This window comes from Ruegeria arenilitoris, assembly GCF_013035425.1.
Classification (GTDB): Bacteria; Pseudomonadota; Alphaproteobacteria; order Rhodobacterales; family Rhodobacteraceae; genus Ruegeria; species Ruegeria arenilitoris_A.
This window is the reverse complement of the sequence record NZ_WQHX01000008.1, coordinates 136,684-157,829: the sequence shown is the minus strand read 5'-3', so window position 1 is coordinate 157,829 and position 21,146 is coordinate 136,684. Positions and strand designations below refer to the sequence as shown.

At 53.0% G+C, this 21,146-nt stretch carries 19 protein-coding genes; 9 read left to right on the top strand and 10 right to left on the bottom strand.

The window, feature by feature from the left end:
- Positions 1-2 precede the first annotated feature (2 nt).
- The 3 genes from hemW to rph are packed head-to-tail and all read right to left on the bottom strand — an operon-like array spanning position 3 to position 2,471.
- Positions 3-1,166, bottom strand: a complete 1,164-nt coding sequence (gene hemW, locus GOV45_RS19550; RefSeq protein WP_170481007.1) for a radical SAM family heme chaperone HemW — start codon at positions 1,164-1,166, stop codon at positions 3-5.
- Positions 1,147-1,761 carry an RdgB/HAM1 family non-canonical purine NTP pyrophosphatase gene (rdgB, locus tag GOV45_RS19545; RefSeq protein ID WP_170481005.1) on the bottom strand — a complete coding sequence of 205 codons (615 nt, stop codon included), beginning with the start codon at positions 1,759-1,761 and terminating at the stop codon, positions 1,147-1,149. Before rdgB ends, hemW begins: the two co-directional genes overlap by 20 nt.
- Positions 1,758-2,471 (bottom strand): ribonuclease PH, encoded by a 714-nt coding sequence (gene rph / locus GOV45_RS19540; protein WP_170481002.1) that lies wholly within the window; start codon positions 2,469-2,471, stop codon positions 1,758-1,760. The genes rdgB and rph overlap by 4 nt, the downstream gene beginning before the upstream one ends.
- A 112-nt stretch (positions 2,472-2,583) precedes the next feature.
- Between rph and hrcA the strand changes: the two genes are divergently transcribed.
- Positions 2,584-3,648: a heat-inducible transcriptional repressor HrcA gene (gene hrcA / locus GOV45_RS19535; RefSeq protein ID WP_170481000.1), complete on the top strand. Its 1,065-nt coding sequence runs from the start codon at positions 2,584-2,586 to the stop codon at positions 3,646-3,648.
- Between the two features lie 10 nt (positions 3,649-3,658).
- Positions 3,659-4,222: a nucleotide exchange factor GrpE gene (locus tag GOV45_RS19530; protein ID WP_170480998.1), complete on the top strand. Its 564-nt coding sequence runs from the start codon at positions 3,659-3,661 to the stop codon at positions 4,220-4,222.
- A gap of 44 nt (positions 4,223-4,266) precedes the next feature.
- Here the strand turns inward: GOV45_RS19530 and mutS are convergent, their stop codons facing one another.
- Positions 4,267-6,882 carry a DNA mismatch repair protein MutS gene (mutS, locus tag GOV45_RS19525; RefSeq protein ID WP_170481296.1) on the bottom strand — a complete coding sequence of 872 codons (2,616 nt, stop codon included), beginning with the start codon at positions 6,880-6,882 and terminating at the stop codon, positions 4,267-4,269.
- 162 nt (positions 6,883-7,044) lie between these two features.
- Between mutS and GOV45_RS19520 the strand changes: the two genes are divergently transcribed.
- Together GOV45_RS19520 and GOV45_RS19515 are read left to right on the top strand one after the other, a co-directional pair.
- A complete protein-coding gene (locus GOV45_RS19520) occupies positions 7,045-9,300 on the top strand; it encodes an NADP-dependent malic enzyme (protein ID WP_170481293.1) in 2,256 nt (751 codons plus the stop codon).
- Between the two features lie 3 nt (positions 9,301-9,303).
- Positions 9,304-10,176: a ribokinase gene (locus tag GOV45_RS19515; protein ID WP_170480995.1), complete on the top strand. Its 873-nt coding sequence runs from the start codon at positions 9,304-9,306 to the stop codon at positions 10,174-10,176.
- Here the strand turns inward: GOV45_RS19515 and msrA are convergent.
- The 4 genes from msrA to GOV45_RS19495 all read right to left on the bottom strand — a co-directional run bounded on the left by msrA (position 10,173) and on the right by GOV45_RS19495 (position 14,439).
- Positions 10,173-10,844, bottom strand: a complete 672-nt coding sequence (gene msrA / locus GOV45_RS19510) for a peptide-methionine (S)-S-oxide reductase MsrA (RefSeq protein ID WP_170480991.1) — start codon at positions 10,842-10,844, stop codon at positions 10,173-10,175. The genes GOV45_RS19515 and msrA overlap by 4 nt on opposite strands.
- A 96-nt stretch (positions 10,845-10,940) precedes the next feature.
- A complete protein-coding gene (locus GOV45_RS19505) occupies positions 10,941-11,984 on the bottom strand; it encodes a M48 family metallopeptidase (protein ID WP_170480987.1) in 1,044 nt (347 codons plus the stop codon).
- Positions 11,985-11,988: 4 nt separating this feature from the next.
- Positions 11,989-13,098 (bottom strand): YjgN family protein, encoded by a 1,110-nt coding sequence (locus GOV45_RS19500; RefSeq protein WP_254448050.1) that lies wholly within the window; start codon positions 13,096-13,098, stop codon positions 11,989-11,991.
- A 117-nt stretch (positions 13,099-13,215) separates the two neighbouring features.
- A complete protein-coding gene (locus tag GOV45_RS19495) occupies positions 13,216-14,439 on the bottom strand; it encodes an argininosuccinate synthase (RefSeq protein ID WP_170480984.1) in 1,224 nt (407 codons plus the stop codon).
- Between the two features lie 443 nt (positions 14,440-14,882).
- On the opposite strand from GOV45_RS19495, the gene ilvA reads away from it, so the two are divergent.
- Entirely contained in the window at positions 14,883-16,109 is a 1,227-nt protein-coding gene (gene ilvA, locus GOV45_RS19490) for a threonine ammonia-lyase IlvA (protein ID WP_170480981.1), read from the top strand.
- A 1-nt stretch (position 16,110) separates the two neighbouring features.
- Here the strand turns inward: ilvA and GOV45_RS19485 are convergent, their stop codons facing one another.
- A complete protein-coding gene (locus tag GOV45_RS19485; protein WP_170480979.1) occupies positions 16,111-16,440 on the bottom strand; it encodes an Hpt domain-containing protein in 330 nt (109 codons plus the stop codon).
- A 143-nt stretch (positions 16,441-16,583) separates the two neighbouring features.
- Between GOV45_RS19485 and GOV45_RS19480 the strand changes: the two genes are divergently transcribed.
- Complete coding sequence (locus GOV45_RS19480) at positions 16,584-17,861, top strand: PP2C family protein-serine/threonine phosphatase (RefSeq protein ID WP_170480977.1); 1,278 nt, start codon at positions 16,584-16,586, stop codon at positions 17,859-17,861.
- Here the strand turns inward: GOV45_RS19480 and GOV45_RS19475 are convergent.
- The gene (locus tag GOV45_RS19475; RefSeq protein ID WP_170480974.1) at positions 17,858-18,301 is read right to left on the bottom strand and encodes an NUDIX hydrolase; all 444 of its coding nucleotides are present in this window, start codon (positions 18,299-18,301) and stop codon (positions 17,858-17,860) included. The two genes, GOV45_RS19480 and GOV45_RS19475, sit on opposite strands and share 4 nt — an antisense overlap.
- Before the next feature lie 76 nt (positions 18,302-18,377).
- On the opposite strand from GOV45_RS19475, the gene GOV45_RS19470 reads away from it, so the two are divergent.
- The 3 genes from GOV45_RS19470 to GOV45_RS19460 are packed head-to-tail and all read left to right on the top strand — an operon-like array spanning position 18,378 to position 21,104.
- The gene (locus tag GOV45_RS19470; RefSeq protein WP_170480971.1) at positions 18,378-19,364 is read left to right on the top strand and encodes an Hsp33 family molecular chaperone HslO; all 987 of its coding nucleotides are present in this window, start codon (positions 18,378-18,380) and stop codon (positions 19,362-19,364) included.
- Positions 19,354-19,953, top strand: coding sequence for a CoA pyrophosphatase (locus tag GOV45_RS19465; RefSeq protein ID WP_170481285.1), 600 nt, complete (start codon positions 19,354-19,356; stop codon positions 19,951-19,953). Before GOV45_RS19470 ends, GOV45_RS19465 begins: the two co-directional genes overlap by 11 nt.
- The gene (locus GOV45_RS19460) at positions 19,950-21,104 is read left to right on the top strand and encodes a CCA tRNA nucleotidyltransferase (RefSeq protein WP_170480968.1); all 1,155 of its coding nucleotides are present in this window, start codon (positions 19,950-19,952) and stop codon (positions 21,102-21,104) included. The genes GOV45_RS19465 and GOV45_RS19460 overlap by 4 nt, the downstream gene beginning before the upstream one ends.
- Positions 21,105-21,146 lie beyond the last annotated feature (42 nt).

Sequence of the window (21,146 nt, the reverse complement as noted above, 5' to 3'; positions counted from 1 at the left end):
TACTACTCCAGCAGTGATCTTATGACTGCGTTCAATACAGCGCGTCCTTTGTCAGTTGCAGAAAGTTGGTTGCCCCTGACGTTCACCATACCATAGCCGATGAGTTCCTCAATTTTGCTTTCGTTCAACGGAACCGCGGAAAGGGCATTAAACCGTTCTATATCTAGACCATCTGTCAGTCTTATGCACATCATGAGGTATTCAATGGCTTGATCCTGTTTTGCTAAAACAAAACGTTTCTTTTCGCCTGTTCCTTTGGAAACGGCATTGAGCCAAGCATTTGGCGACAAGTAAGTTTCAGTGGCGAATTTATGCCCGCCCAATGTAAGCCGCCCATGAGCACCAGGGCCTACGCCGACGTAGTCACCGTAACGCCAATAGATCAGATTGTGTCGTGACTCAGCGCCGGGGCGAGCATGATTTGATACCTCGTAAGCTGGCAGCCCGTTTGCCTCGCAAATCTCCTGCGTCGCAGTGTACATGTCGGCAGAGCTGTCTTCTTCTGGCAGGCCGCGTAATTTACCCAGAGCGTAGCGATCGCCAAAGGCGGTACCGTCTTCGATTGTCAGTTGATAAAGCGATAAATGATCAACTGCCATAGACAATGCCTCGGACAGCTCTGCGCGCCATTCACCCACGGATTGGTGTTGCCTGGCATAAATCAGGTCAAAGCTGACCCTGTTAAAGCAATCGCGGGCAACGTCAAAGGCTGCGCGTGCCTCGGCCACTGTATGATTCCGGCCCAATCGACGCAGATCGTTATCATTCAGCGCTTGGATACCCATCGAGATGCGATTGACACCAGCATCGCGGTAGGCGCCAAAACGTCCGGCCTCGACGGAACTGGGATTTGCTTCAAGGGTTATCTCCATGTCATTAGCTGGCCGCCAGAGCGCGCGCGCCGTATCAATGATCGCCGCAACAGACTCCGGGTCCATTAGTGAAGGGGTGCCGCCTCCAAAGAATATCGTATTAAGAATCCGGTCTGAAGTTTGATGTGCCGAACGCTTCAATTCACTCAGATAAGCCGCAAGCCACTGTTTTTGATTAATATTTATGGACACATAGCTATTGAAATCGCAATATGGGCATTTGGCCTCACAAAAAGGCCAATGAACATAGAGGCCAAAGCCTCCATTCAGCCAATCATCCGCCAAAGCAGCCATTCACAAACATCTGAACAGCGCGTCCACGGTGGCTGATCTTATTCTTTTCCCAACGATCCATTTCAGCATAAGTGACTTCGTAGCCTGATGGGACAAACATCGGATCATATCCGAACCCGTCTTTGCCTCGGATGGGCCAAACCAAATGGCCTGGGGCGACACCCTCAAAAACTTCGTCATGCCCATCGGGCCAAGCCAAAACCAAAGTGCAGCGAAACTGTGCTGTGCGGGGAAAGGGGGCCCTTTTTTTCTCTAACTCATGATGTGCTCGGGTCATTGCTGCCAGGAAATCGCGGCCCTGATCAGTTTCAGCCCAATCCGCCGTGTACACTCCTGGCGCCCCATTCAGGGCGTCGATTGTAATCCCAGAGTCATCCGAAAGCGCGGGTAGACCTGTAGCTTTGGCTGCAGCATGGGCTTTGATCCGGGCATTGCCGACAAAGGTATCTTCGGTTTCTTCTGGTTCGGGCAAGCCCAAGTCACCGGCACCCACAACCGCCACCCCAAAGGGCCTCAGGAGATGCGCCATCTCCTCAAGCTTGCCTGTATTGTGCGTTGCAACAAGCAGTCTGTCGCCTGTGAACTTGCGCGTCATGCGGTGGCGGCCTTTTGAGCAGCAACCAATTCACCGACTCCCTTTTCAGCCAGATTCATCAAGTTGTTCATTTGATCACGACTAAAGACCGAACCCTCCGCACTCATCTGAACTTCGATCAGCTTCCCAGAGCCCGTCATAATAAAATTGCCGTCGACGCCGGCTTCGCTGTCTTCCGGGTAATCCAGATCCAAAACAGGTTGACCGGCATATATACCACAGGAAACAGCCGCCACAGGGTCGACAAGTGGGTCCGAAATCACGTCCCCTGATTTAAGAAGCTTATTAACCGCCAGTCGCAGAGCGACCCAGCCGCCAGTAATTGACGCGCAGCGAGTTCCTCCGTCAGCTTGAATGACGTCACAGTCTACAGTGATCTGGCGTTCTCCAAGAGCTACACGGTCCACGCCAGCACGTAATGCGCGACCAATTAGGCGTTGAATTTCAACCGTACGGCCGCCTTGTTTGCCGCTGGCTGCCTCGCGCCTCATTCGAGTGTTTGTTGCGCGCGGAAGCATGCCGTACTCCGCAGTGACCCAACCCAGACCAGAACCTTTGATAAAAGGCGGCACACGATCTTCAATTGTTGCTGTACACAGCACATGGGTGTCGCCAACCTTGATCAGGCACGATCCTTCGGCATGTTTGGTAAATTCCGTTTCAATTGAAACGGCGCGCATTTCACTTAAATCTCTTCCTGAAGGTCGCATGGGATTTCCTTTGTTTTCTGGATTGGGGATAACGCTCAGCGGCGCTACGATGCAACCCCGATTGACCTTTCCGATGTCTGCTATTTAATGACAGTCCAGCAGAGGATTCTTGATGAGTGAAGCCAGTAAAATACTGGATGAAATGAACGACCGATCACGTGAAGTGTTCCGTTTGATCGTCGAGAGCTATCTGGACAGCGGTGAACCGGTTGGCAGCCGTACCTTGACCAGAACGCTTTCAGAAAAAGTTAGCGCAGCTACCGTTCGAAACGTTATGCAAGACCTCGAATTTTTGGGTCTTCTCGATAGTCCGCATATCAGTGCGGGTCGCATACCTACGCAGGTGGGTTTGCGAATGTTTGTAGATGGCTTGTTGGAAGTGGGCGACCTTGGTGCAGACGATCAACAGAAATTGGATGAGACTTTAGGCTCTAATTCAGGCGATGTTGGCGATATGCTTGATCGCGTCGGATCAGCATTGTCGCACGTGACCCACGGAGCATCCTTGGTTCTGACGCCTAAGCACGAATCCGAGATTAAGCACATAGAGTTTGTTTCGCTTGCGCACGATAGGGCTTTGGTGGTTCTGGTTTTTGCTGATGGACATGTTGAAAACCGACTTTTTACACCGCCTCCCGGGCAAACGCCCAGCTCAATGCGTGAAGCGGCGAATTTTTTGAACGCTTTGATCGAGGGGCGAACGCTCAGCGAAGTTCGGCAGCAAATGCAAACCCAAATTGCCAGCCGAAGACAAGAGATCGACTTGCTGGCACGTGAAATGGTCGAAAGCGGCATGGCGGCTTGGGACGGTGATGGAGCAGATTCGGCAAGACTTATAGTGCGCGGGAGAGCGAATCTGCTTGGCGAAACAGGTCAACAAGAGGAACTTGACCGGATTCGAACCCTGTTTGATGATCTTGAACGCAAGCGTGACATAGCTGAATTTCTCGAATTAACCGAAACGGGCGAAGGTGTTCGCATTTTTATTGGCTCTGAGAACAAACTTTTCTCACTTTCGGGTTCCTCTTTGGTGGTGTCTCCATATATGAACGCTGATCGAAAGATTATCGGTGCGGTTGGGGTCATTGGACCAACACGCCTTAACTATGGGCGAATCGTTCCGATTGTGGACTATACAGCGCAACTGGTCGGCAAGCTGATATCCGATCGGAGCTAGAGGGTAAGAGATGGCAGAACCCAAGAACGAAGAATTTCTGGATGACATCGCAACCGCCGAGGCGGAAGAAATGGCAGATGAGTTTGTGGAAATCAGCGAAGAAGCGTTGGAGCTGGATGAGCTGCGCGCCGAGCGGGACGATTTCAAAGATAAGTTCATGCGAGCGCTGGCTGATGCGGAGAATGCTCGCAAGAGAGGCGACAAAGCGCGCCGCGAAGCCGAGCAATACGGTGGCTCGAAACTGGCAAGAGATATGCTGCCTGTTTATGACAATCTAAAGCGGGCATTGGAGGCTGCGACTGATGAGCAGAAAGAGGTTGCCGCCGGTTTGATCGAAGGTGTCGAATTGACGATGCGAGCGCTGACAGACGTATTCCACAAACATGGGATCGAAGTGATTGCGCCCCAAGTTGGCGATCGATTTGATCCAAACGTGCATGAAGCCATGTTCGAGGCACCGGTTCCCGGCACCAAAGCCGGCGACATTATTCAAGTTTCAGCAGAGGGTTTTATGCTGCACGACAGACTGTTGCGTCCGGCGCAGGTCGGTGTTTCGTCAACCCCTGCCAACTAAATGCACGTATAGACGCGAACAGTTTCTGAAGGTGTGAGAGGCGGTCAAGAATTGGCCGCCTCTTTGAGCTTATATAACAAATCAAGAGCTTCACGAGGCGTCAGCTCGTCTGGCAAAACCTCGTTTAACATGTCCTCTACTTGCGATGCCCTTGGCGAAGGTGGTGGCGGAGATGGTGTGGCCGAGAAAAGCGGCAGGTCGTCTATCAGCGTCTTTTGCTTGCCGCCTTCACGCTCCGTTTTCTCCAATTGGTCCAACACAATGCGGGCACGCTCAACGACAGCCGGAGGAAGACCCGCAAGCTGGGCGACCTGAACACCATATGAACGATCGGCCGCGCCCTTGTGCACCTCATGTAAAAATATAACCTCGCCCTCCCACTCTTTCACTGCGACAGTAGCGTTTTCGACTCCGTCTAAGGACCCAGCCAGCGCCGTAAGTTCATGATAGTGAGTGGCAAACAGAGCCCGGCACTGATTGGCGGCATGCAAATGCTCTAATGTCGCCCAGGCAATTGACAAGCCATCATAGGTAGCGGTGCCCCGGCCAATCTCGTCGAGGATCACCAGCGCGCGGTTGTCTGCCTGGTTTAAGATAGCGGCTGTTTCGACCATCTCGACCATAAATGTAGATCGGCCGCGAGCAAGATCATCAGACGCACCAACGCGGCTAAACAGTTGGCTCACAAGGCCGATATGCGTTTTTTCTGCCGGAACATAACTGCCCATTTGCGCTAACAGAGCGATAAGGGCGTTCTGCCGTAAAAAAGTGGACTTACCTGCCATATTTGGGCCGGTCAGCAACCAAATCGCCGCGCCCGCATCTGCATTAAGCTCGCAATCATTCGCCACAAACGGATCACCGTTTTGCTGACGCAAAGCATTCTCGACAACCGGGTGTCGACCACTAATCACTTCGAATGCGCGGGAGTTGTCGATGTGTGGGCGGCACCAGTTCTCGCCGCGCGCAAGATCGCCCAGCGCGGTGGTCAGGTCCAGTTCAGACAGGCCCCTCGCAGCTTGGTTTAAAAGCACGGCCTGATCGAGGACAGCGCCAGAAAGCCTTGAGTAGAGCCGCTTTTCGATCTCTAACGCATGGTTGCCGGCATTCAGTATCCGCGTTTCAATTTCTGACAGTTCTACTGTAGTGAACCTTACCTGGTTGGCTGTGGTCTGGCGATGGATGTAGGTTTCACTCAAAGGCGGGCTTAACATTTTCTCGGCATGGGTGGCCGTGGTTTCGATGAAATAGCCCAGTACGTTGTTGTGCTTGATCTTAAGCGAAGAGATTCCGGTGTGGCTGGAATATTTTTGTTGGAACCCCGCAATTACAGAGCGGCCTTCGTCGCGTAGTTTTCTGGCTTCATCCAGTTCGCCGTCAAACCCCGGCGCAATGAAGCCGCCATCACGCGCCAGCAAAGGCGGTTCTGCGGTTATAGCTTCGTCCAGAAGGGATAGAAGATCATCAAATCCCAGTAAGTTCTGCAGTGCCGTCGTTAACCGGACAGGTAGGTCCCGTCCGGTGCAAATTTCGGCGATTGCCGAAGCTTGTGTCAGAGCGTTTCGTATTGCCGCCAAGTCCCGTGGGCCACCGCGATCCAGCGACAGGCGGGAAAGAGCGCGGTCCAGGTCCGGGGTCTTCCGCAACGCATCACGGAGGTCGGAGGCCAACGGCCCTTCTTCGACAGCAAAGTTTACTGCATCCAGGCGGTCTTGGATCACATTCAGATTGCGCGATGGGCTGGACAGGCGCTGCTCCAACAGCCTTGCGCCGCCAGGAGTAACGGTGCGATCCATCACCGACAGTAGCGAACCAGCGCGACCGCCGGACAGCGAGCGGGTCAACTCCAGATTGCGCCTGGTAGCGGCGTCAATCTGAACGACGCGGTCCTCGGACTCTTTTAGCGGTGTCTGCAGCAAAGGGAGTTTGCCCTTCTGAGTGATCTCAAGGTAATCAACCAAAGCACCCATGGCCGAGACTTCAGCTCGGCTGAAGCTGCCAAATGCGTCCAATGCGTTTACTTGAAACAACGCGCAAACACGCTTTTCAGCGGCAGTACTATCAAAACTGGCACGCCCGATGGGAGTCATGGAAATTCCCATATCCCGAGCCAAGTCCCCCAATCTCTGCTCGATTCCATCGGCAACGATAAGCTCCGATGGTGCCAAACGCGCCAACTCGGGATTCAGGTGCACTGTCGCCAGTGGCATTACGTGAAACGCGCCAGTTGAAATATCTGCCCATGCCAGCGCAGCTTCGTCTCGAACCTCAGAGTAGGCGGCCAAAAAGTTGTTCCGTCGCGCCTCTAACAGCGCATCTTCAGTCAGGGTTCCTGGGGTAACAAGACGGACTACATCGCGCTTTACGATAGATTTAGAGCCTCTTTTCTTTGCCTCGGCCGGGCTTTCCATCTGTTCACAGACCGCCACTCGGAATCCTTTGCGGATCAATGTCAGTAAATACCCTTCTGCCGAATGAACTGGCACGCCACACATCGGAATGTCTTCACCATTGTGTTTTCCACGTTTGGTCAGCGCGATGTCCAATGCTTCAGCGGCATTCACGGCGTCTTCAAAAAACATCTCATAAAAATCCCCCATGCGATAAAAGAGCAAAGCGTCGGCATGGTTCTCTTTGATTTCGAGATATTGCGCCATCATCGGCGTGACTGTGGACAAGGCTTACCTCTTATGGCGTCTTCCGCGGGCGACCTTACAAATCCCCTCACTGGTGTGAAAGATGAAATGTATTCGAGATTGAGGCGCGTCCCAGCCTGCGCTATGAGGCGAAGGCCTTGAAGCTGTAAAGAAATGACCCGTTTGATGCCAAAAGCAAAGATTACCCAAGAAGAGGCGCTGGCCTTTCACCTGGAGCCAACCCCCGGCAAGTGGGAGGTTCAAGCCACAATTCCGATGACCACACAGCGAGACCTGTCGCTTGCGTACAGTCCCGGCGTGGCGGTACCGTGTGAGGCCATCGCTGATACCCCGGAAACGGCTTATGACTATACAAACAAGGGCAATCTGGTTGCTGTGATCTCGAATGGCACTGCGGTTCTGGGTCTTGGTAATATTGGCGCCCTTGCCTCAAAGCCGGTGATGGAGGGTAAATCTGTTCTGTTCAAGCGGTTCGCAGACGTAAACTCGATCGACATAGAACTTGATACTGAAGACCCCGATGAATTCTGCCGCGCTGTACGTTCGATGGGGCCGACGTTTGGCGGCATCAACCTCGAAGATATCAAGGCTCCTGAATGTTTCATCATTGAACAGCGCCTGAAAGAAGAGATGGACATCCCGGTCTTTCACGATGATCAGCACGGAACGGCCGTGATTTGCGCGGCTGGTCTGATCAACGCTCTTCACATCTCGGGAAAGAAGATCGAGGATGTTAAGATCGTACTGAACGGGGCAGGTGCTGCCGGAATCGCCTGTATTGAGCTCCTTAAAGCGATGGGAGCAAGCCACGAAAACTGTATTGTCTGCGACACCAAGGGCGTAATCTATCAAGGCCGCACCGAAGGTATGAACCAGTGGAAGTCAGCCCACGCGGTTTCGACGGATCTTCGTACGCTGGAGGAGGCAATGAAGGGTGCTGACGTATTTCTGGGCGTTTCCGTCAAAGGGGCGGTAACCCAGGAAATGGTCCTGAGTATGGCCGACAACCCCGTGATTTTTGCCATGGCGAACCCAGATCCTGAGATCACTCCGGAAGAGGCGCATGAGGTCCGCGTTGACGCCATCGTCGCAACAGGTCGCAGCGACTATCCTAATCAGGTCAATAACGTACTGGGCTTTCCATACTTGTTTCGCGGCGCTTTGGACATTCATGCACGTGCTATCAATGACGAAATGAAAATCGCCTGCGCTCATGCTTTGGCGCGTCTTGCGCGAGAAGATGTGCCGGACGAAGTCGCGATGGCCTATGGCAAGTCGCTGACCTTTGGACGGGATTATATCATTCCAACGCCTTTTGATCCCCGGCTGATTCACCGCATCCCATCGGCCGTGGCCCGCGCAGGTATGGACACCGGCGCAGCCCGGCGACCGATAATTGATATGGAAGCCTACGAACTGAGCCTCAAGTCACGCATGGACCCAACAGCTAGTATTCTTAGGGGGTTGAATGCCCGCGCCCGCGCTGCCCAAAGCAGAATGATTTTTGCCGAAGGCGACGATCCACGCGTATTGCGCGCAGCCGTAATGTATCAGCGTTCCGGTTTTGGAAAGGCCTTGGTTGTCGGCCGTCCGGACGACGTTAAGCTAAAACTGGAAGAGGCGGGTCTGGGCGATGCCGTGCGAGAGTTAGAAGTGGTGAACGCCGCTAACACTACGCATTTGGATGCCTACAAGGAGTTCTTGTATCAAAGGCTTCAACGCAAGGGTTTTGACCGTAAGGATATTCACCGACTGGCAGCGCGCGATCGCCATGTGTTCTCGTCACTGATGCTGGCACATGGGCACGGGGACGGGCTAGTAACCGGTGCAACACGTAAATCGGCACACGTACTGGATCGAATCAATCATGTCTTCGATGCGGATGCCGCGAGAGGCGCCGCAGGCGTGACAGCTCTGTTGCACAAGGGGCGCATCGTCCTGATCGGCGACACTCTGGTTCACGAATGGCCAGATGAGAACGATTTGGCCAACATAGCAGAGCGTGCGGTCGCGGTAGCTCGGCATATGGGTCTGGAACCTCGGGTCGCATTTGTCAGTTTCTCGACCTTTGGTTATCCGGTTTCAGAACGTGCCGAAAAAATGCATGTCGCACCGACGGTTCTGGACAAACGCGGTGTCGATTTTGAATACGAAGGTGAGATGACGGTCGATGTGGCGCTGAATGTGGATCAGCAAGAAAGCTATCCGTTCCAACGCCTGACAGGTCCGGCAAACATCCTGATCGTACCTGCGCGCCATTCTGCGTCTATTTCGACAAAGTTGATGCAGGAAATGGGTGGCGCAACAGTAATTGGCCCCATTCTTTCTGGTATCGACAAGCCAATTCAGATTTGTTCGACAGTCTCAACTGCGAATGACATTTTGAATATGGCCATTCTGGCCTCCTGCGATATCGGATAAGATATGACCATCTGGAATCTTGGCTCGATCAACGCAGACATGGTATATTCCGTGCCGCACTTGCCCCGGCCCGGGGAAACTTTGGCGGCGCAAGGGCTTGACCGTTTTCTTGGCGGTAAGGGGGCAAATATGTCCGTCGCAGCCGCCAGAGCGGGATCGCGGGTTTCGCATATCGGGGCAGTTGGCCCTGATGGGCGCTGGGCACAGGAAAGACTGACAGAATACGGCGTGGATACACGCAATATTGCTCAAGTGGATAGCCCTACGGGCCATGCCATAATCGCGGTGGATGACCATGGAGAGAACAGCATAATCCTGTTTCAGGGTGCCAACCATGCGATTTCCGAAGACCTGTTGGCAGGAGCGTTGTCCTCGGCGCATCCTGGTGATCTGCTGGTGATGCAGAACGAAACCAACGCGCAGATAATTGCCGGTAAAATGGCGCACGAAATGGGCCTCACCGTATGTTACTCGGCGGCACCATTTCAGTCAGACGCGGTTCTGGCCGTCCTGCCATACTTGGATTTTCTGATCTTGAACGAGGTTGAGGCTGAACAGTTGAAACAGTCCACCGGCAACTCGCCGTCAGAGTTGCCGGTGGAGCATGTGATCGTTACACTCGGGGCAATGGGCGCGCGGTATTTTCACCATGATTCCGAGCCTGTTGATTTTGAAGCGCACTCAGTTGAACCAGTAGATACGACCGGGGCGGGGGACACGTTCACAGGTTATGTGCTGTCAGGCATGGACCGCGGTATGCCAATGGCACAGGCGATAGTACTAGCAAATCGCGCCGCGGCGCTTATGGTGACTCGACACGGTACAGCAGATGTGATTCCAGATCTGAAAGAAGTGCGCGAAGCGAGTTTCGGTTAAGATCCGGCAAAGGGTGCCTTACCGCCCCAAAGCTGTTTGACCCGGGCGTCGCGCCCGCAAGCTTTGCGATAGGCTTTGTAGGCATTCTTTTGGCGTTTAGGACCAAACCGCGTAAGTACAAGCTTGTCTCCTTTATAGTAGTCCTGATGATATGCCTCAGCCGGGTAAAAGGCTGAATGGTTCAGGATAGGCGTGACAACCGTCTGTCCCAGTACGCGCTGGGCATCAGCCTTAGCGGCCTCGGCAATCGCCTTTTCCCCTGAATTAGAGACAAAGATTGCAGTGCGATAGCTTTCGCCTCGGTCGCAAAACTGACCACCGGGGTCTGTTGGATCGACGGAACGGAAGAACATTTCTAATAGCTTCGCGCGCGAAACCAGATTTGGATCAAATGTAATCTGGACGGCCTCATAGTGACCCGTTCCGCCCTTTGTTACCTGATCATAGGTCGGGTTGGCTGTTGAACCACCAGTATAACCAGATACGGCACCAATTACGCCCGACACGGATTCGAAATCAGATTCCACGCACCAGAAACACCCACCTGCAACTGTCAGTGTTTCAGTTCCCGCGGCCGGCGCGGGGAGGGCGCGTAATATCGCTGCCAGAGTAATCAAAAAAAACAACAAGGCAGGCTTAATGCAGTTGGTGCGAACATTCCGGTCCATGACAAGTCTCCTTCAATCACAAGGCTGCCTTCGGACTCTGCCCGTTTCAATCCGCTGTCATCGTTTGTCACGGGTTGGTGACAGGATTTTATCGCTCTAACGGTTGTGTGTCAGGGCATCCAGGTGTTCGATCCGCTCTTTAAACCCGGGATGGGTGCTGAACCAGTTGCCGTGCTGATCCCCATGATGCGACACCATTAAGTCGAAGAATTCACTCAGTCCTTTGGGGTCAAAACCTGCGCGTTCTGCCAACCTGACACCAAACTGGTCTGCCGCAAGCTCGTGTTGACGTGAGTAAGAAAGCGACAGTATCAGGCTGCCTTCCAGTAAAACGTCCTCAAGGATTGGTCCGGTGTCTCCCGCCAATAAGCTGATTAAGACAAAACCGCCAGCTGAGCGATAAATTTGGCGCAACCCATGCTGCTGGGCCACGTGCCCGACTTCGTGCCCGATGACACCGGCGACTGCGTCTGGTGAGGCGATATTGATGAGATCATCGGTAATAACGATTGTACCGTTTGGCAGCGCCATCGCGTTCGGGCCCATTCCGGGCATGTTTCGAAATTCAAGCTTGTAGTCATGTCCACCTGCTTGCGATCCCAGAGCAGAAATAATCAGATCGAAGCTGATTTGAACTTCTTCCTTCTTCTTGTCCGGCAGTCTACTTGGTTCCGCAGCAATCGCGTCAATTGTCTGCATGATGGTTTTGTCGATTGACGCAATCAGGGTCGGAGGAGTCATCCAAACCGCCAGTGACATGAGGATGGGCAGCCCGTATTTCCAAACACCCCAAGTTCCGACGAGGCAGGCCAGCAGAACGATCATCAGGCGAGGATGAAGTCGCTCGTACCGGTGCAGAAGCGATCCACGACGGTCACCAACTAAGTGCTCCAGCGCATCGTGATGGTTTGTCAGAAACAAGGTGCCGTCTGGTAAAACAACGTGACGCTCTGCTCTGCCAACGCGGGTTCCTAGCTGCAGTTTAAGGGGATCACATTGCACAATAACCCGTTCGTCATCATCGATCAGCCAGGCCGTATTGGTGTCGACAGATAAGCGGGCCGCCATCTCTCGTGAACTGAGGGGCGGATAGGCGCGCCCGGTGACGGATGCGTCAATGTTTTGGGCGTTATGCACCATGCGTTTAGACCGCGAATCCGATATCGAATCCTTCGATATCACCGTAGGCGTCGCCAATTGCACTAACGTTAGCGGTAATTTCGCCGACGAATTCATCCAGCGGCCCGCCTGGGACAAATGTGGTGTGGCTGGCTAAGTACGACGCGCGGCGGACATGAGCCCACGGCAGCATCAGACCCAGCGACAGCACCACGACGACAAAGTTTGACATGTCAATCCAAAGCAAACTTAGAGCAGAAACATCCGAATAGAACCGGTGGTTTTCACCCAGAATAGTGTAATTGTAGACTGTGTTGCGCAACATGGCTTGGTAGATGGCCACGGCGGGAATGATGCCAAAAGGCACAATTCCGATAGTCAAAATGGTTATGATTTGGAACGTGCTGCCGACAAAAAACTGCAGTTGCGTGTCAGCAGCGACGCTGTCCATTTGGGCGGCAATTATTGTCAGTGCGGCAACGAAAATTTGGAGAATGACTATCAAGGTTATAACGGTTACCAATACCCAGGCAAAAGCTGCCAGCATCGCCGTATAGAACGGTTTTATCGGGCTATCAAAATATAGTGGTGTTTGCCCGAATTTGTGCCCATTCACGTGAAACCGTTGAACCGATCGTGCCACAAAGGGCCACGTTGTAAACAACGTCAATATGGCGATGATCGGGTAAAGGTAGTAATTCAAAGCGGCGGACCCGGTTGTACCATTAAAGGCGAACCGAACGTTGGACCAGCTGGTCATATGGGCATTGAAGCGTAATGACTTGACCAACAAGTATGGGATCAACATCAAAAGTGTCAGCGACAAAACTATGTTCAAAAACGGAATAATTGACAGCAGAGCAGAGGCGATAACTAAAACAAGAATTATCAGCCTTGCTATCAAAATCTGCTTTCCAGTGGCGTGAAAATCAAAATTGCGCCCTGCGACATAGGTATTCTGGTAAAAGTACTTTTTGGTTCGAACCTTGGCCCAAGCGCTGTAGATGCCCAAAGTCAGAATTGACAAAAGCAGGTTTACAATCCAAATCCCAAAAAATTCTTTCGCTGTTCCCCGAAATTCGAAATCAGCAGAAAGGTTATATTCCCCGTCCGTGTGCATAAGATCCTCAATCATGCTGCCAAAAAGAAAGGGCCAACCCGCGGCGGAGTCGGCCTCTTTTTGAAATAAATCAAACGGACATTTGTTAGGAAAAGTTGTGTTCAGAAACAGAAAATCAACTTTTGCGTGTTTTTATTTTAGACGCTTATCCCGCGCAGCAAGCAACTTGAGGCGCAGTGCGTTCAATTGAATGAACCCTGCAGCATCTTTTTGATCATAGGCCCCAGCATCTTCCTCAAACGTCACGTGCGCCTCGGAATACAAAGAGTGGTCTGACCAGCGACCCACGGTCGAGGCCAATCCCTTGTAAAGCTTAAGGCGAACGGTCCCAGTGACATGTTCTTGGGACTTGTCTATCGCAGCCTGCAACATCTCGCGTTCTGGGCTGTACCAAAAACCATTATAGATCAGTTCGGCATATTGCGGCATCAGCTGATCTTTCAGATGCATCGCGCCTCGGTCCATGGTTATCGACTCGATACCACGGTGCGCTTCCAGCAGGACAGTACCGCCTGGGGTTTCGTAGATACCGCGTGATTTCATACCTACAAAACGTCCTTCGACCAGATCTAAACGACCAATCCCATGCTTACCGCCATATTCATTCAGCTTTGTCAGGATCGTTGCGGGGCTCATCGCTTCGCCGTTGATACTTACGGCATCGCCTTTTTCAAAGCCGATCTCGATGTATTCTGGCTCGTTTGGGGCATCCTCGGGGTGGACGGTGCGCTGGTATACATAGTCTGGCGCCATATCGGCAGGGTCTTCCAGAACTTTACCCTCGGAAGACGTATGTAACAGGTTAGCGTCGACTGAAAACGGTGCTTCACCGCGTTTGTCCTTGGCAATAGGTATCTGATTGGCTTCAGCGAATTCCAGCAATTTTGTACGGCTTGTAAGGTCCCACTCCCGCCATGGAGCGATAACTTTGATGTCTGGGTTCAGCGCATAGGCAGCCAGCTCAAATCGGACCTGATCATTGCCTTTACCAGTCGCGCCATGGGCAACAGCATCCGCACCGGTCGCCTCCGCAATTTCTACAAGGCGTTTTGAGATCAGCGGCCGGGCGATCGAGGTGCCCAAAAGGTAAAGGCCTTCGTATTGCGCGTTGGCGCGGAACATCGGGAAGACAAAATCGCGAACGAACTCTTCGCGAATGTCCTCTATATAGATATTTTCAGGTTTGATCCCCAGCAGCTCGGCCTTTTTGCGGGCAGGCTCTAGTTCCTCGCCCTGACCCAGATCAGCAGTGAAGGTCACAACCTCACAGCCATACTCGGTCTGCAGCCATTTCAGGATGATCGAGGTATCGAGGCCACCGGAATAGGCCAGAACAACTTTCTTGGGCGCGGACATCTGACTTCCCTTTATGCGTAGAACGATTGGCCCCTAGCGGGTTTTGAACGTGGGGGCAAGTTGCGTGGATTGACGCACTACAGGATTTGAAATGTTGGATGGATAGATTTGCGAGCAAACCGGGCAAATTCAGAGCCGAAAAGTCACGTGTCAAAGGAACTTGTACGAGAAGATGCCAAGCAATTCAGTCCAGCTGGAGTCTTAACCTGTCGGCTCAGAAAGAGCTATTAGGGCCGATCTAAAGGCGATAATTTGTCAGATTTTAAAAGCCGGTACCCAGAAATCTGGGTCGGTATAGTGCCGTCTTGGTTATGTTCAATGCGAATTCTTGTATTTCGGCAAACTGAGGCTGTCCAAGTCGTCGAAATGAGCAGGTCCCACCGAGCATCCGTACACATATGTATTCCTTGCCCTTTCTACAGTGATACGGCAGTGAACCGGTTATGAGTGATTTTTTGACCCGCGCCCGAGCTGCTGAACAGGCGATGCGATCTGTTTTCCCCGCTACCCCACTGCAGAGGAACGCGCACCTGTCAGACCGCTATGGTGCAGAAATCTGGTTGAAACGCGAGGACCTAAGCCCGGTGCGGTCCTACAAGATTCGCGGTGCGTACAACGCGATGCGCAAGCGGCCGGAACAGGACCTTTTCGTTTGCGCAAGCGCAGGGAACCACGCGCAAGGCGTGGCTTATATGTGCAAACACTTAGGTTTGAGAGGCGTAATTTTCATGCCCGTCACAACACCGCAGCAAAAAATCCAGAAGACCCGGATTTTTGGCGGCGATAACGTCGAAATTCATCTGATTGGAGACTACTTTGATGACACGTTGGCCGCCGCGAAATCATGGTGCACCAAGCAAGGCGGATATTTTCTATCGCCTTTTGACGATGACGACGTGATTGAAGGCCAGGCCTCGTTGGCGGTCGAAATCGAAACCCAACTGAGTGATACACCCGATCATATAATATTGCCGGTCGGCGGCGGTGGTATGTCCGCCGGTGTTGCGACGTGGTTTGGAGAACGCACCCACTGCCTGTTCGTAGAACCTTCTGGTGGGGCCTGTTTGCGCGCTGCGCTCGCTGCTGGCCACCCAGTTTCGCTGGATCATATCGACACATTCGTTGATGGCGCTGCTGTAGGAAGGATTGGTGCGAAACCGTTTGAGTTACTGAAGACGCGTCACTTATCGGATGTTCTTGTTCTTTCCGAGGATCGAATTTGCACGACAATGATCGAGATGCTGAATGTTGAAGGCATCGTTCTGGAGCCTGCGGGGGCGCTCGCAATAGAAGCAATTCGCGACGTCCAAAGTTTCGTTCGGGGCAAAACCGTGGTTTGCGTCACTTCGGGAGGAAACTTTGACTTTGAGCGTTTGCCCGAAGTCAAGGAGCGTGCGCAACGGTATCTGGGCGTCAAAAAGTACTTTATTCTTCGGCTACCGCAGCGTCCGGGTGCCCTAAAAGAATTTCTGGGCGTTTTAGGTCCCGATGATGATATCGCCCGGTTTGAATACATGAAAAAGTCTGCGCGCAATTTCGGTTCGGTTCTAATCGGGATCGAAACGCGTAAGCCTGAAAACTTCGTCCGCCTTCTAGCTCATTTGGATGACGCTGGATTCACCTACACCGACATTACCGAGGACGAAACGCTGGCACAGTTCGTGATCTAAGTCAGCGCAGGTGCCTCTTTCGTTTTGTGTCAAACTCTGTTTTCGAGGCATAAAACGCCGCGACAATCTCTGCAATGTGCGCGTCCATTTCATTACCCGCGGCGGCGCGCCTTTCTCCGTCCTGGCATAATTTGGAAACCTGATCAAAGCCCAAACTCGAAGCACTACCTTTTAAAAAGTGCAAATTCTGTTCAATTTGCCCGCGTTCCGTTTCTTGTTGCAGACGTAAAATTACGCCCTGCACCTCCCGTAGAAAAATCCGTAGAATCGCCTCGAATTCATCACTGCCCACTTCGTCCCACAACTGCTTGACTCTGGGCCAATTTATCATGGCCTGCCCCCACCTTTACCTCGAGTGTCCGACGATATTCAGTTCCGGGTAAACACCCCGTTAAGGGCGGCAAGATCGGGGTTTCACCAGATATTAAGTGCCCAGCTCATAAGCTGAAGGAGAAAAAGACTAGCAGGGAAAACATGGTGCCGGGAATCAGACAATCCGAGGTCAGAGTAGAGCCGGATTTTGGCGCGATTCGGAAGGTGCTGATCGTCGACGACAGCCGCCTGCAGCGTCGAATTCTGGCGGCTTCTCTCAAGAAATGGGGATTCGAAGTACTCGAAGCTGAGAATGGCGAGCAAGCAATTGCCATCTGCAGGTTGGAGCAGCCTGATTTGGTCCTCAGCGATTGGGTAATGCCCGGTATGGGCGGACTTGAATTTTGCAAAGCTTTCCGGGAATTGGAAAGCAGGCATTATAGCTATTTCATATTGTTGACAGCCAAAAGCGAAAAACAGGAAGTTGCGCGCGGATTGGATGCTGGTGCGGACGATTTCCTGATCAAGCCGCTGGAGGCTGACGAGTTGCGCGCTCGCATTGCCGCTGGGGCCCGCATACTTCTTATGCAGCGCGAACTTTCAGAGAAGAACCAGCTGATTGAAGCCGCGCTGGAAGAGTTGCGGCTGGCTCATGACGCGATCGACAAGGATTTGATGCAGGCGCGCAAAATTCAAGAATCTCTGGTGCCAGAGTTAAAGGCGTCATTTGGCGCATCCAAGGTCAGTTTGTTGCTGAAGCCATGCGGCCATATCGGTGGAGATCTTGTCGGGATGTTTTCGCCAGGAGCTAATCGGCTTGGGTTCTACAGCATCGACGTTTCAGGGCATGGTATAACCTCGGCGATGATGACAGCGCGTCTGGGGGGATATCTTTCAAGCAAACACTTCGATCAAAACGTCGCGATGGAACAGCGCTTCAATAGTTTTTACGCTTTGCTGCCACCAGAGGAGGTGGCAAAGGTATTGAACTCACGATTGATGGCTGACACAGGAATTGAAGAATATTTCACCATGGCATATGCCACTGTCGACCTGAGGAACGGGCACCTCAAGATGGTACAGGCCGGACACCCTCACCCACTTCTTTTGAGGCGTGATGGCAGCACCGAGTTTTTAGGCGACGGTGGTTTGCCGATTGGTTTGCTGCCAGACGCGCCATTTCAACAGACCGACGTCTTTCTGGAACCGGGCGACAGGTTACTTTTGTATTCTGACGGATTTACTGAATGCCGCCTGCTGAATGGAAGTTTGTTGGACGAAACCGGGTTGCAAAGAATGGCCCTTGAATGCGCAGCAACCTTGGCAGAGGGGTCAGAGTTTTTAGATGATTTGTTCTGGCAGTTGACCCAAGCCATGTCGCCCAAGGGCGGAATGGATGATGATGTTTCGGCGGTCTTCTTTGAATACAATGGTCCCTAAAGATCACGAAGCAGCAGCGACGCAAAATGCCGATCTCCGGCGTTTCCCAATAAATGGGCAGCATCCGCAGTTCGCATCCACAAAGCCTCATGGAAGGGTTCTGTTGGAAGGCCTTTGCATCGGACCGGACGGGCGCAGTAAATCAGGCATATTTTTTCGGCCCAAAGATCGTATTCAGGCATAAAGACAAAGCGGCGAAATGCGCCGACACGGCGTGGCGTAGCGATTGACCAACCGGTTTCTTCGAACACTTCACGATGTAAAGCGGCGACTGGAGACTCGCCCGGGTCAATTCCACCGCCTGGCAGTTGCAAATCCGGATCAGGTTGCCTTTGGCAGGTCAGCAAAAGGCGATCTCCTTGCGGCAAAAGTGAATACACTCCAATCCGGCGGGTATAATTTCGGCCCCGTTCGGGGCTTTCGCCAAACCGCCTGATCATGTATGGCCCCTTTCAACCGAGTCCGTTCAACCTATATGGTGGCGGTATGCCAACCCTTGGCGTGTAAGGAAACCCCATGTCTCTTGGAACGAAAATCGCGTGGGACGATACCGTCCTACCCTTTCAACTTGATGTATCAGATATGCGTGGCCGTGTGGCGCGCTTGGATGGCGTACTAGACGGAATCCTTAAGCAGCACGAGTACCCAGATACCGTCGAGGCTCTGGTAGCCGAAATGGCCTTGTTGACCGCGTTAATCGGCCAGACCGTATCTCTGCGCTGGAAACTGTCGCTTCAGGTTCAGTCCAAAGGCGCAGTGCGAATGATAGCGACTGATTATTATGCGCCTCAGGAAGAAGGGCAACCTGCGCAGATCAGAGCCTATGCCAGTTTTGACAGGGATCGATTGACCGACAATGCGCCGTTCGATCAGGTCGGTGAAGGTTACTTTGCGATCATGATTGACCAAGGCGAAGGTACGCAGCCCTACCAAGGAATTACGCCGCTTGCCGGAGGGTCGCTGAGCGCGTGTGCGGAGGCGTATTTTGCGCAGTCCGAACAATTACCGACAAGGTTTTCACTAAGCTTTGGCAAATCGACGGAGCCGAAAGTTGGAGAACATTGGCGTGCGGGTGGAATCATGTTGCAACACATGCCTAAGGCGTCACCATTTGCTGCCTCGGAGGACGGTAACGGAGAGATTCTGACCGCTTCTGACCTAGTTGACGGAGAAGAGGGAGAAAACTGGGAACGCGTCAACATCCTTTTGGATACAGTTGACGACCTGGAGCTAATCGGACCATCCGTGGCGCCCACAGATTTGTTGGTTCGGCTTTTCCACGAAGAACAGCCGCGCGTCTATGACGCGCAGGCTGTGCAGTTTGGGTGCACCTGTTCCGAGGACCGCGTCCGGCAAAGCCTTTCAATTTACTCCGCTCAGGACATTGAGAAGATGACGACGGAAGACGGCAGTGTAACGGCGGACTGCCAGTTCTGTGGTGCTCACTATGTGCTGGACCCTCGAACGGTCGGCTTTGATGCCGAAGACGCGGATGGCGTCTGATACGATCTCGAAACTAAAGGCGGCTCTGAGTCGCCAAGGAGCCGGGTCCAGCGATTTTGATCTGAACCCGGAAGTTAATCTGCCCGCGGGGCGCAAACTGCGCCCTGCCGGGGTGCTTGTTCCAGTAATGGTGACCGAAAGTGATCCGCGCCTAATTTTGACCAAAAGGTCGTCGGCACTAAAACACCACCCCGGTCAAATCGCGTTTCCGGGCGGCAAGCAGGATGAAGGTGACAAGGATGTCACTGCGACCGCACTACGCGAAGCAAAGGAAGAAATCGGTCTACCGCTGGAATTTCCACGTATTCTGGGACGTCTGCCGACCCATGAAACCGTTACATCCTTTTCGGTGACCCCAGTTATTGCTGTGCTTGATCGTCCGTTCGACCCTGTACCAGAACCTGGCGAGGTAGAAGAGGTCTTCTCGGTTCCGCTTGCGCATGTCCTAGACCCCGCGAACTACGTGATCGAATCTCGTCGGTGGCGCGGCCAAAAGCGATATTACTTTACCGTACCATACGGGCCTTATTACATTTGGGGCGCCACGGCCCGCATTCTGCGAGGGCTGGCGGCGCAGGTAAACGAATGAATCGAATCACCGAAGAATGGATAACCAAACCGGCTACTCAGGCGGTTTGTGCCGCACTGACAGCAGGAGGTGCGCAGGTTTTTTTTGTCGGTGGCTGTGTACGAAACACGATCCTGCAGGTGCCAGTAACGGATATAGACATTTCCACAGATGCGCATCCGGAACAGGTCATTCACATGGCTGCGGCGGCGGGGCTGAAAGCGATCCCAACCGGTTTTGAGCATGGAACAATTACCGTTGTAAGCGATGGTGTACCACACGAAGTCACAACTTTTCGCCGAGATGTAAAAACTGACGGTCGCCGCGCGGTTGTTGCTTTTTCGGAGAAGGTCGAGGAAGACGCCGCTCGCCGCGACTTTACGATGAACGCGCTTTATGCCCGGCCGGACGGTTCTATTCTGGACCCACTGAATTGCATGCCGGATTTATTGGCGCGAAAGGTTCGATTTATTGGCACGGCTCGGGACAGAATCCGCGAGGATTACTTACGCTCGCTGCGATATTTTCGGTTTCACGCCTGGTATGGCGACGCCGAGGCCGGATTTGATGCCGACGCGCTATCTGCGATTGCTGAAAATCTTGGCGGGCTAATCGGGCTGTCGCGGGAAAGGGTTGGGGCAGAGCTACTGAAACTCTTGGGCGCGCCGGATCCTGCACCTTCAGTCGCGGCAATGCGCCAAGCCGGTGTTCTGGCGAGTGTACTACCGGGCTCTGAAGATCGACCGCTTCCAATCCTGGTTGCAGCTGAAAATGATGCGGGTGCGATCCCCGATCCTGTTCGGCGACTGGCTGCCATCGCCAGGCCCGAAGTTGCGGAAACCTTGCGCCTCAGCCGCGCTCAACTGCACCGGCTGACAAGGATGAGGGACGAAGCGATGAGTCCGGCAAGTGTTGCCGAACTTGGATTTCGCTACGGCATCGAAGGTGGATTGCACAAAACACTGTTGCGTTGTGCATTTCTGGAGCATCCATGGTCACATCAGATGGCAAGGGATTTGAAACGCGGGGCAAGCGCCAAATTCCCGGTAAAGGCGCAAGATCTGATACCGGACTTTACCGGCCCGGCGCTGGGTCGGAAACTGGCCGAGCTCGAGGCAAGATGGATCGAGTCAGGGTTTAAACTGAAACGCGAAGATTTGCTGTCTGAGTAAATGAAGTCTCAAAAGGGGATGACAAGCTGAGCGGTTTGTGAT

What these genes read in the sequence shown, in the direction of transcription:
- GOV45_RS19485 (WP_170480979.1), bottom strand. Translation starts at nt 16,440, where the DNA reads ATGATAAATTGGCCCAGAGTCAAGCAGTTGTGGGACGAAGTGGGCAGT.
- hemW (WP_170481007.1), bottom strand. Translation starts at nt 1,166, where the DNA reads ATGGCTGCTTTGGCGGATGATTGGCTGAATGGAGGCTTTGGCCTCTAT.
- GOV45_RS19470 (WP_170480971.1), top strand. Translation starts at nt 18,378, where the DNA reads ATGTCTCTTGGAACGAAAATCGCGTGGGACGATACCGTCCTACCCTTT.
- GOV45_RS19530 (WP_170480998.1), top strand. Translation starts at nt 3,659, where the DNA reads ATGGCAGAACCCAAGAACGAAGAATTTCTGGATGACATCGCAACCGCC.
- hrcA (WP_170481000.1), top strand. Translation starts at nt 2,584, where the DNA reads ATGAGTGAAGCCAGTAAAATACTGGATGAAATGAACGACCGATCACGT.
- msrA (WP_170480991.1), bottom strand. Translation starts at nt 10,844, where the DNA reads ATGGACCGGAATGTTCGCACCAACTGCATTAAGCCTGCCTTGTTGTTT.
- GOV45_RS19505 (WP_170480987.1), bottom strand. Translation starts at nt 11,984, where the DNA reads ATGGTGCATAACGCCCAAAACATTGACGCATCCGTCACCGGGCGCGCC.
- GOV45_RS19520 (WP_170481293.1), top strand. Translation starts at nt 7,045, where the DNA reads ATGCCAAAAGCAAAGATTACCCAAGAAGAGGCGCTGGCCTTTCACCTG.
- GOV45_RS19465 (WP_170481285.1), top strand. Translation starts at nt 19,354, where the DNA reads ATGGCGTCTGATACGATCTCGAAACTAAAGGCGGCTCTGAGTCGCCAA.
- GOV45_RS19475 (WP_170480974.1), bottom strand. Translation starts at nt 18,301, where the DNA reads ATGATCAGGCGGTTTGGCGAAAGCCCCGAACGGGGCCGAAATTATACC.
- GOV45_RS19500 (WP_254448050.1), bottom strand. Translation starts at nt 13,098, where the DNA reads ATGATTGAGGATCTTATGCACACGGACGGGGAATATAACCTTTCTGCT.
- GOV45_RS19515 (WP_170480995.1), top strand. Translation starts at nt 9,304, where the DNA reads ATGACCATCTGGAATCTTGGCTCGATCAACGCAGACATGGTATATTCC.
- rph (WP_170481002.1), bottom strand. Translation starts at nt 2,471, where the DNA reads ATGCGACCTTCAGGAAGAGATTTAAGTGAAATGCGCGCCGTTTCAATT.
- mutS (WP_170481296.1), bottom strand. Translation starts at nt 6,882, where the DNA reads ATGATGGCGCAATATCTCGAAATCAAAGAGAACCATGCCGACGCTTTG.
- rdgB (WP_170481005.1), bottom strand. Translation starts at nt 1,761, where the DNA reads ATGACGCGCAAGTTCACAGGCGACAGACTGCTTGTTGCAACGCACAAT.
- GOV45_RS19495 (WP_170480984.1), bottom strand. Translation starts at nt 14,439, where the DNA reads ATGTCCGCGCCCAAGAAAGTTGTTCTGGCCTATTCCGGTGGCCTCGAT.
- GOV45_RS19480 (WP_170480977.1), top strand. Translation starts at nt 16,584, where the DNA reads ATGGTGCCGGGAATCAGACAATCCGAGGTCAGAGTAGAGCCGGATTTT.
- ilvA (WP_170480981.1), top strand. Translation starts at nt 14,883, where the DNA reads ATGAGTGATTTTTTGACCCGCGCCCGAGCTGCTGAACAGGCGATGCGA.
- GOV45_RS19460 (WP_170480968.1), top strand. Translation starts at nt 19,950, where the DNA reads ATGAATCGAATCACCGAAGAATGGATAACCAAACCGGCTACTCAGGCG.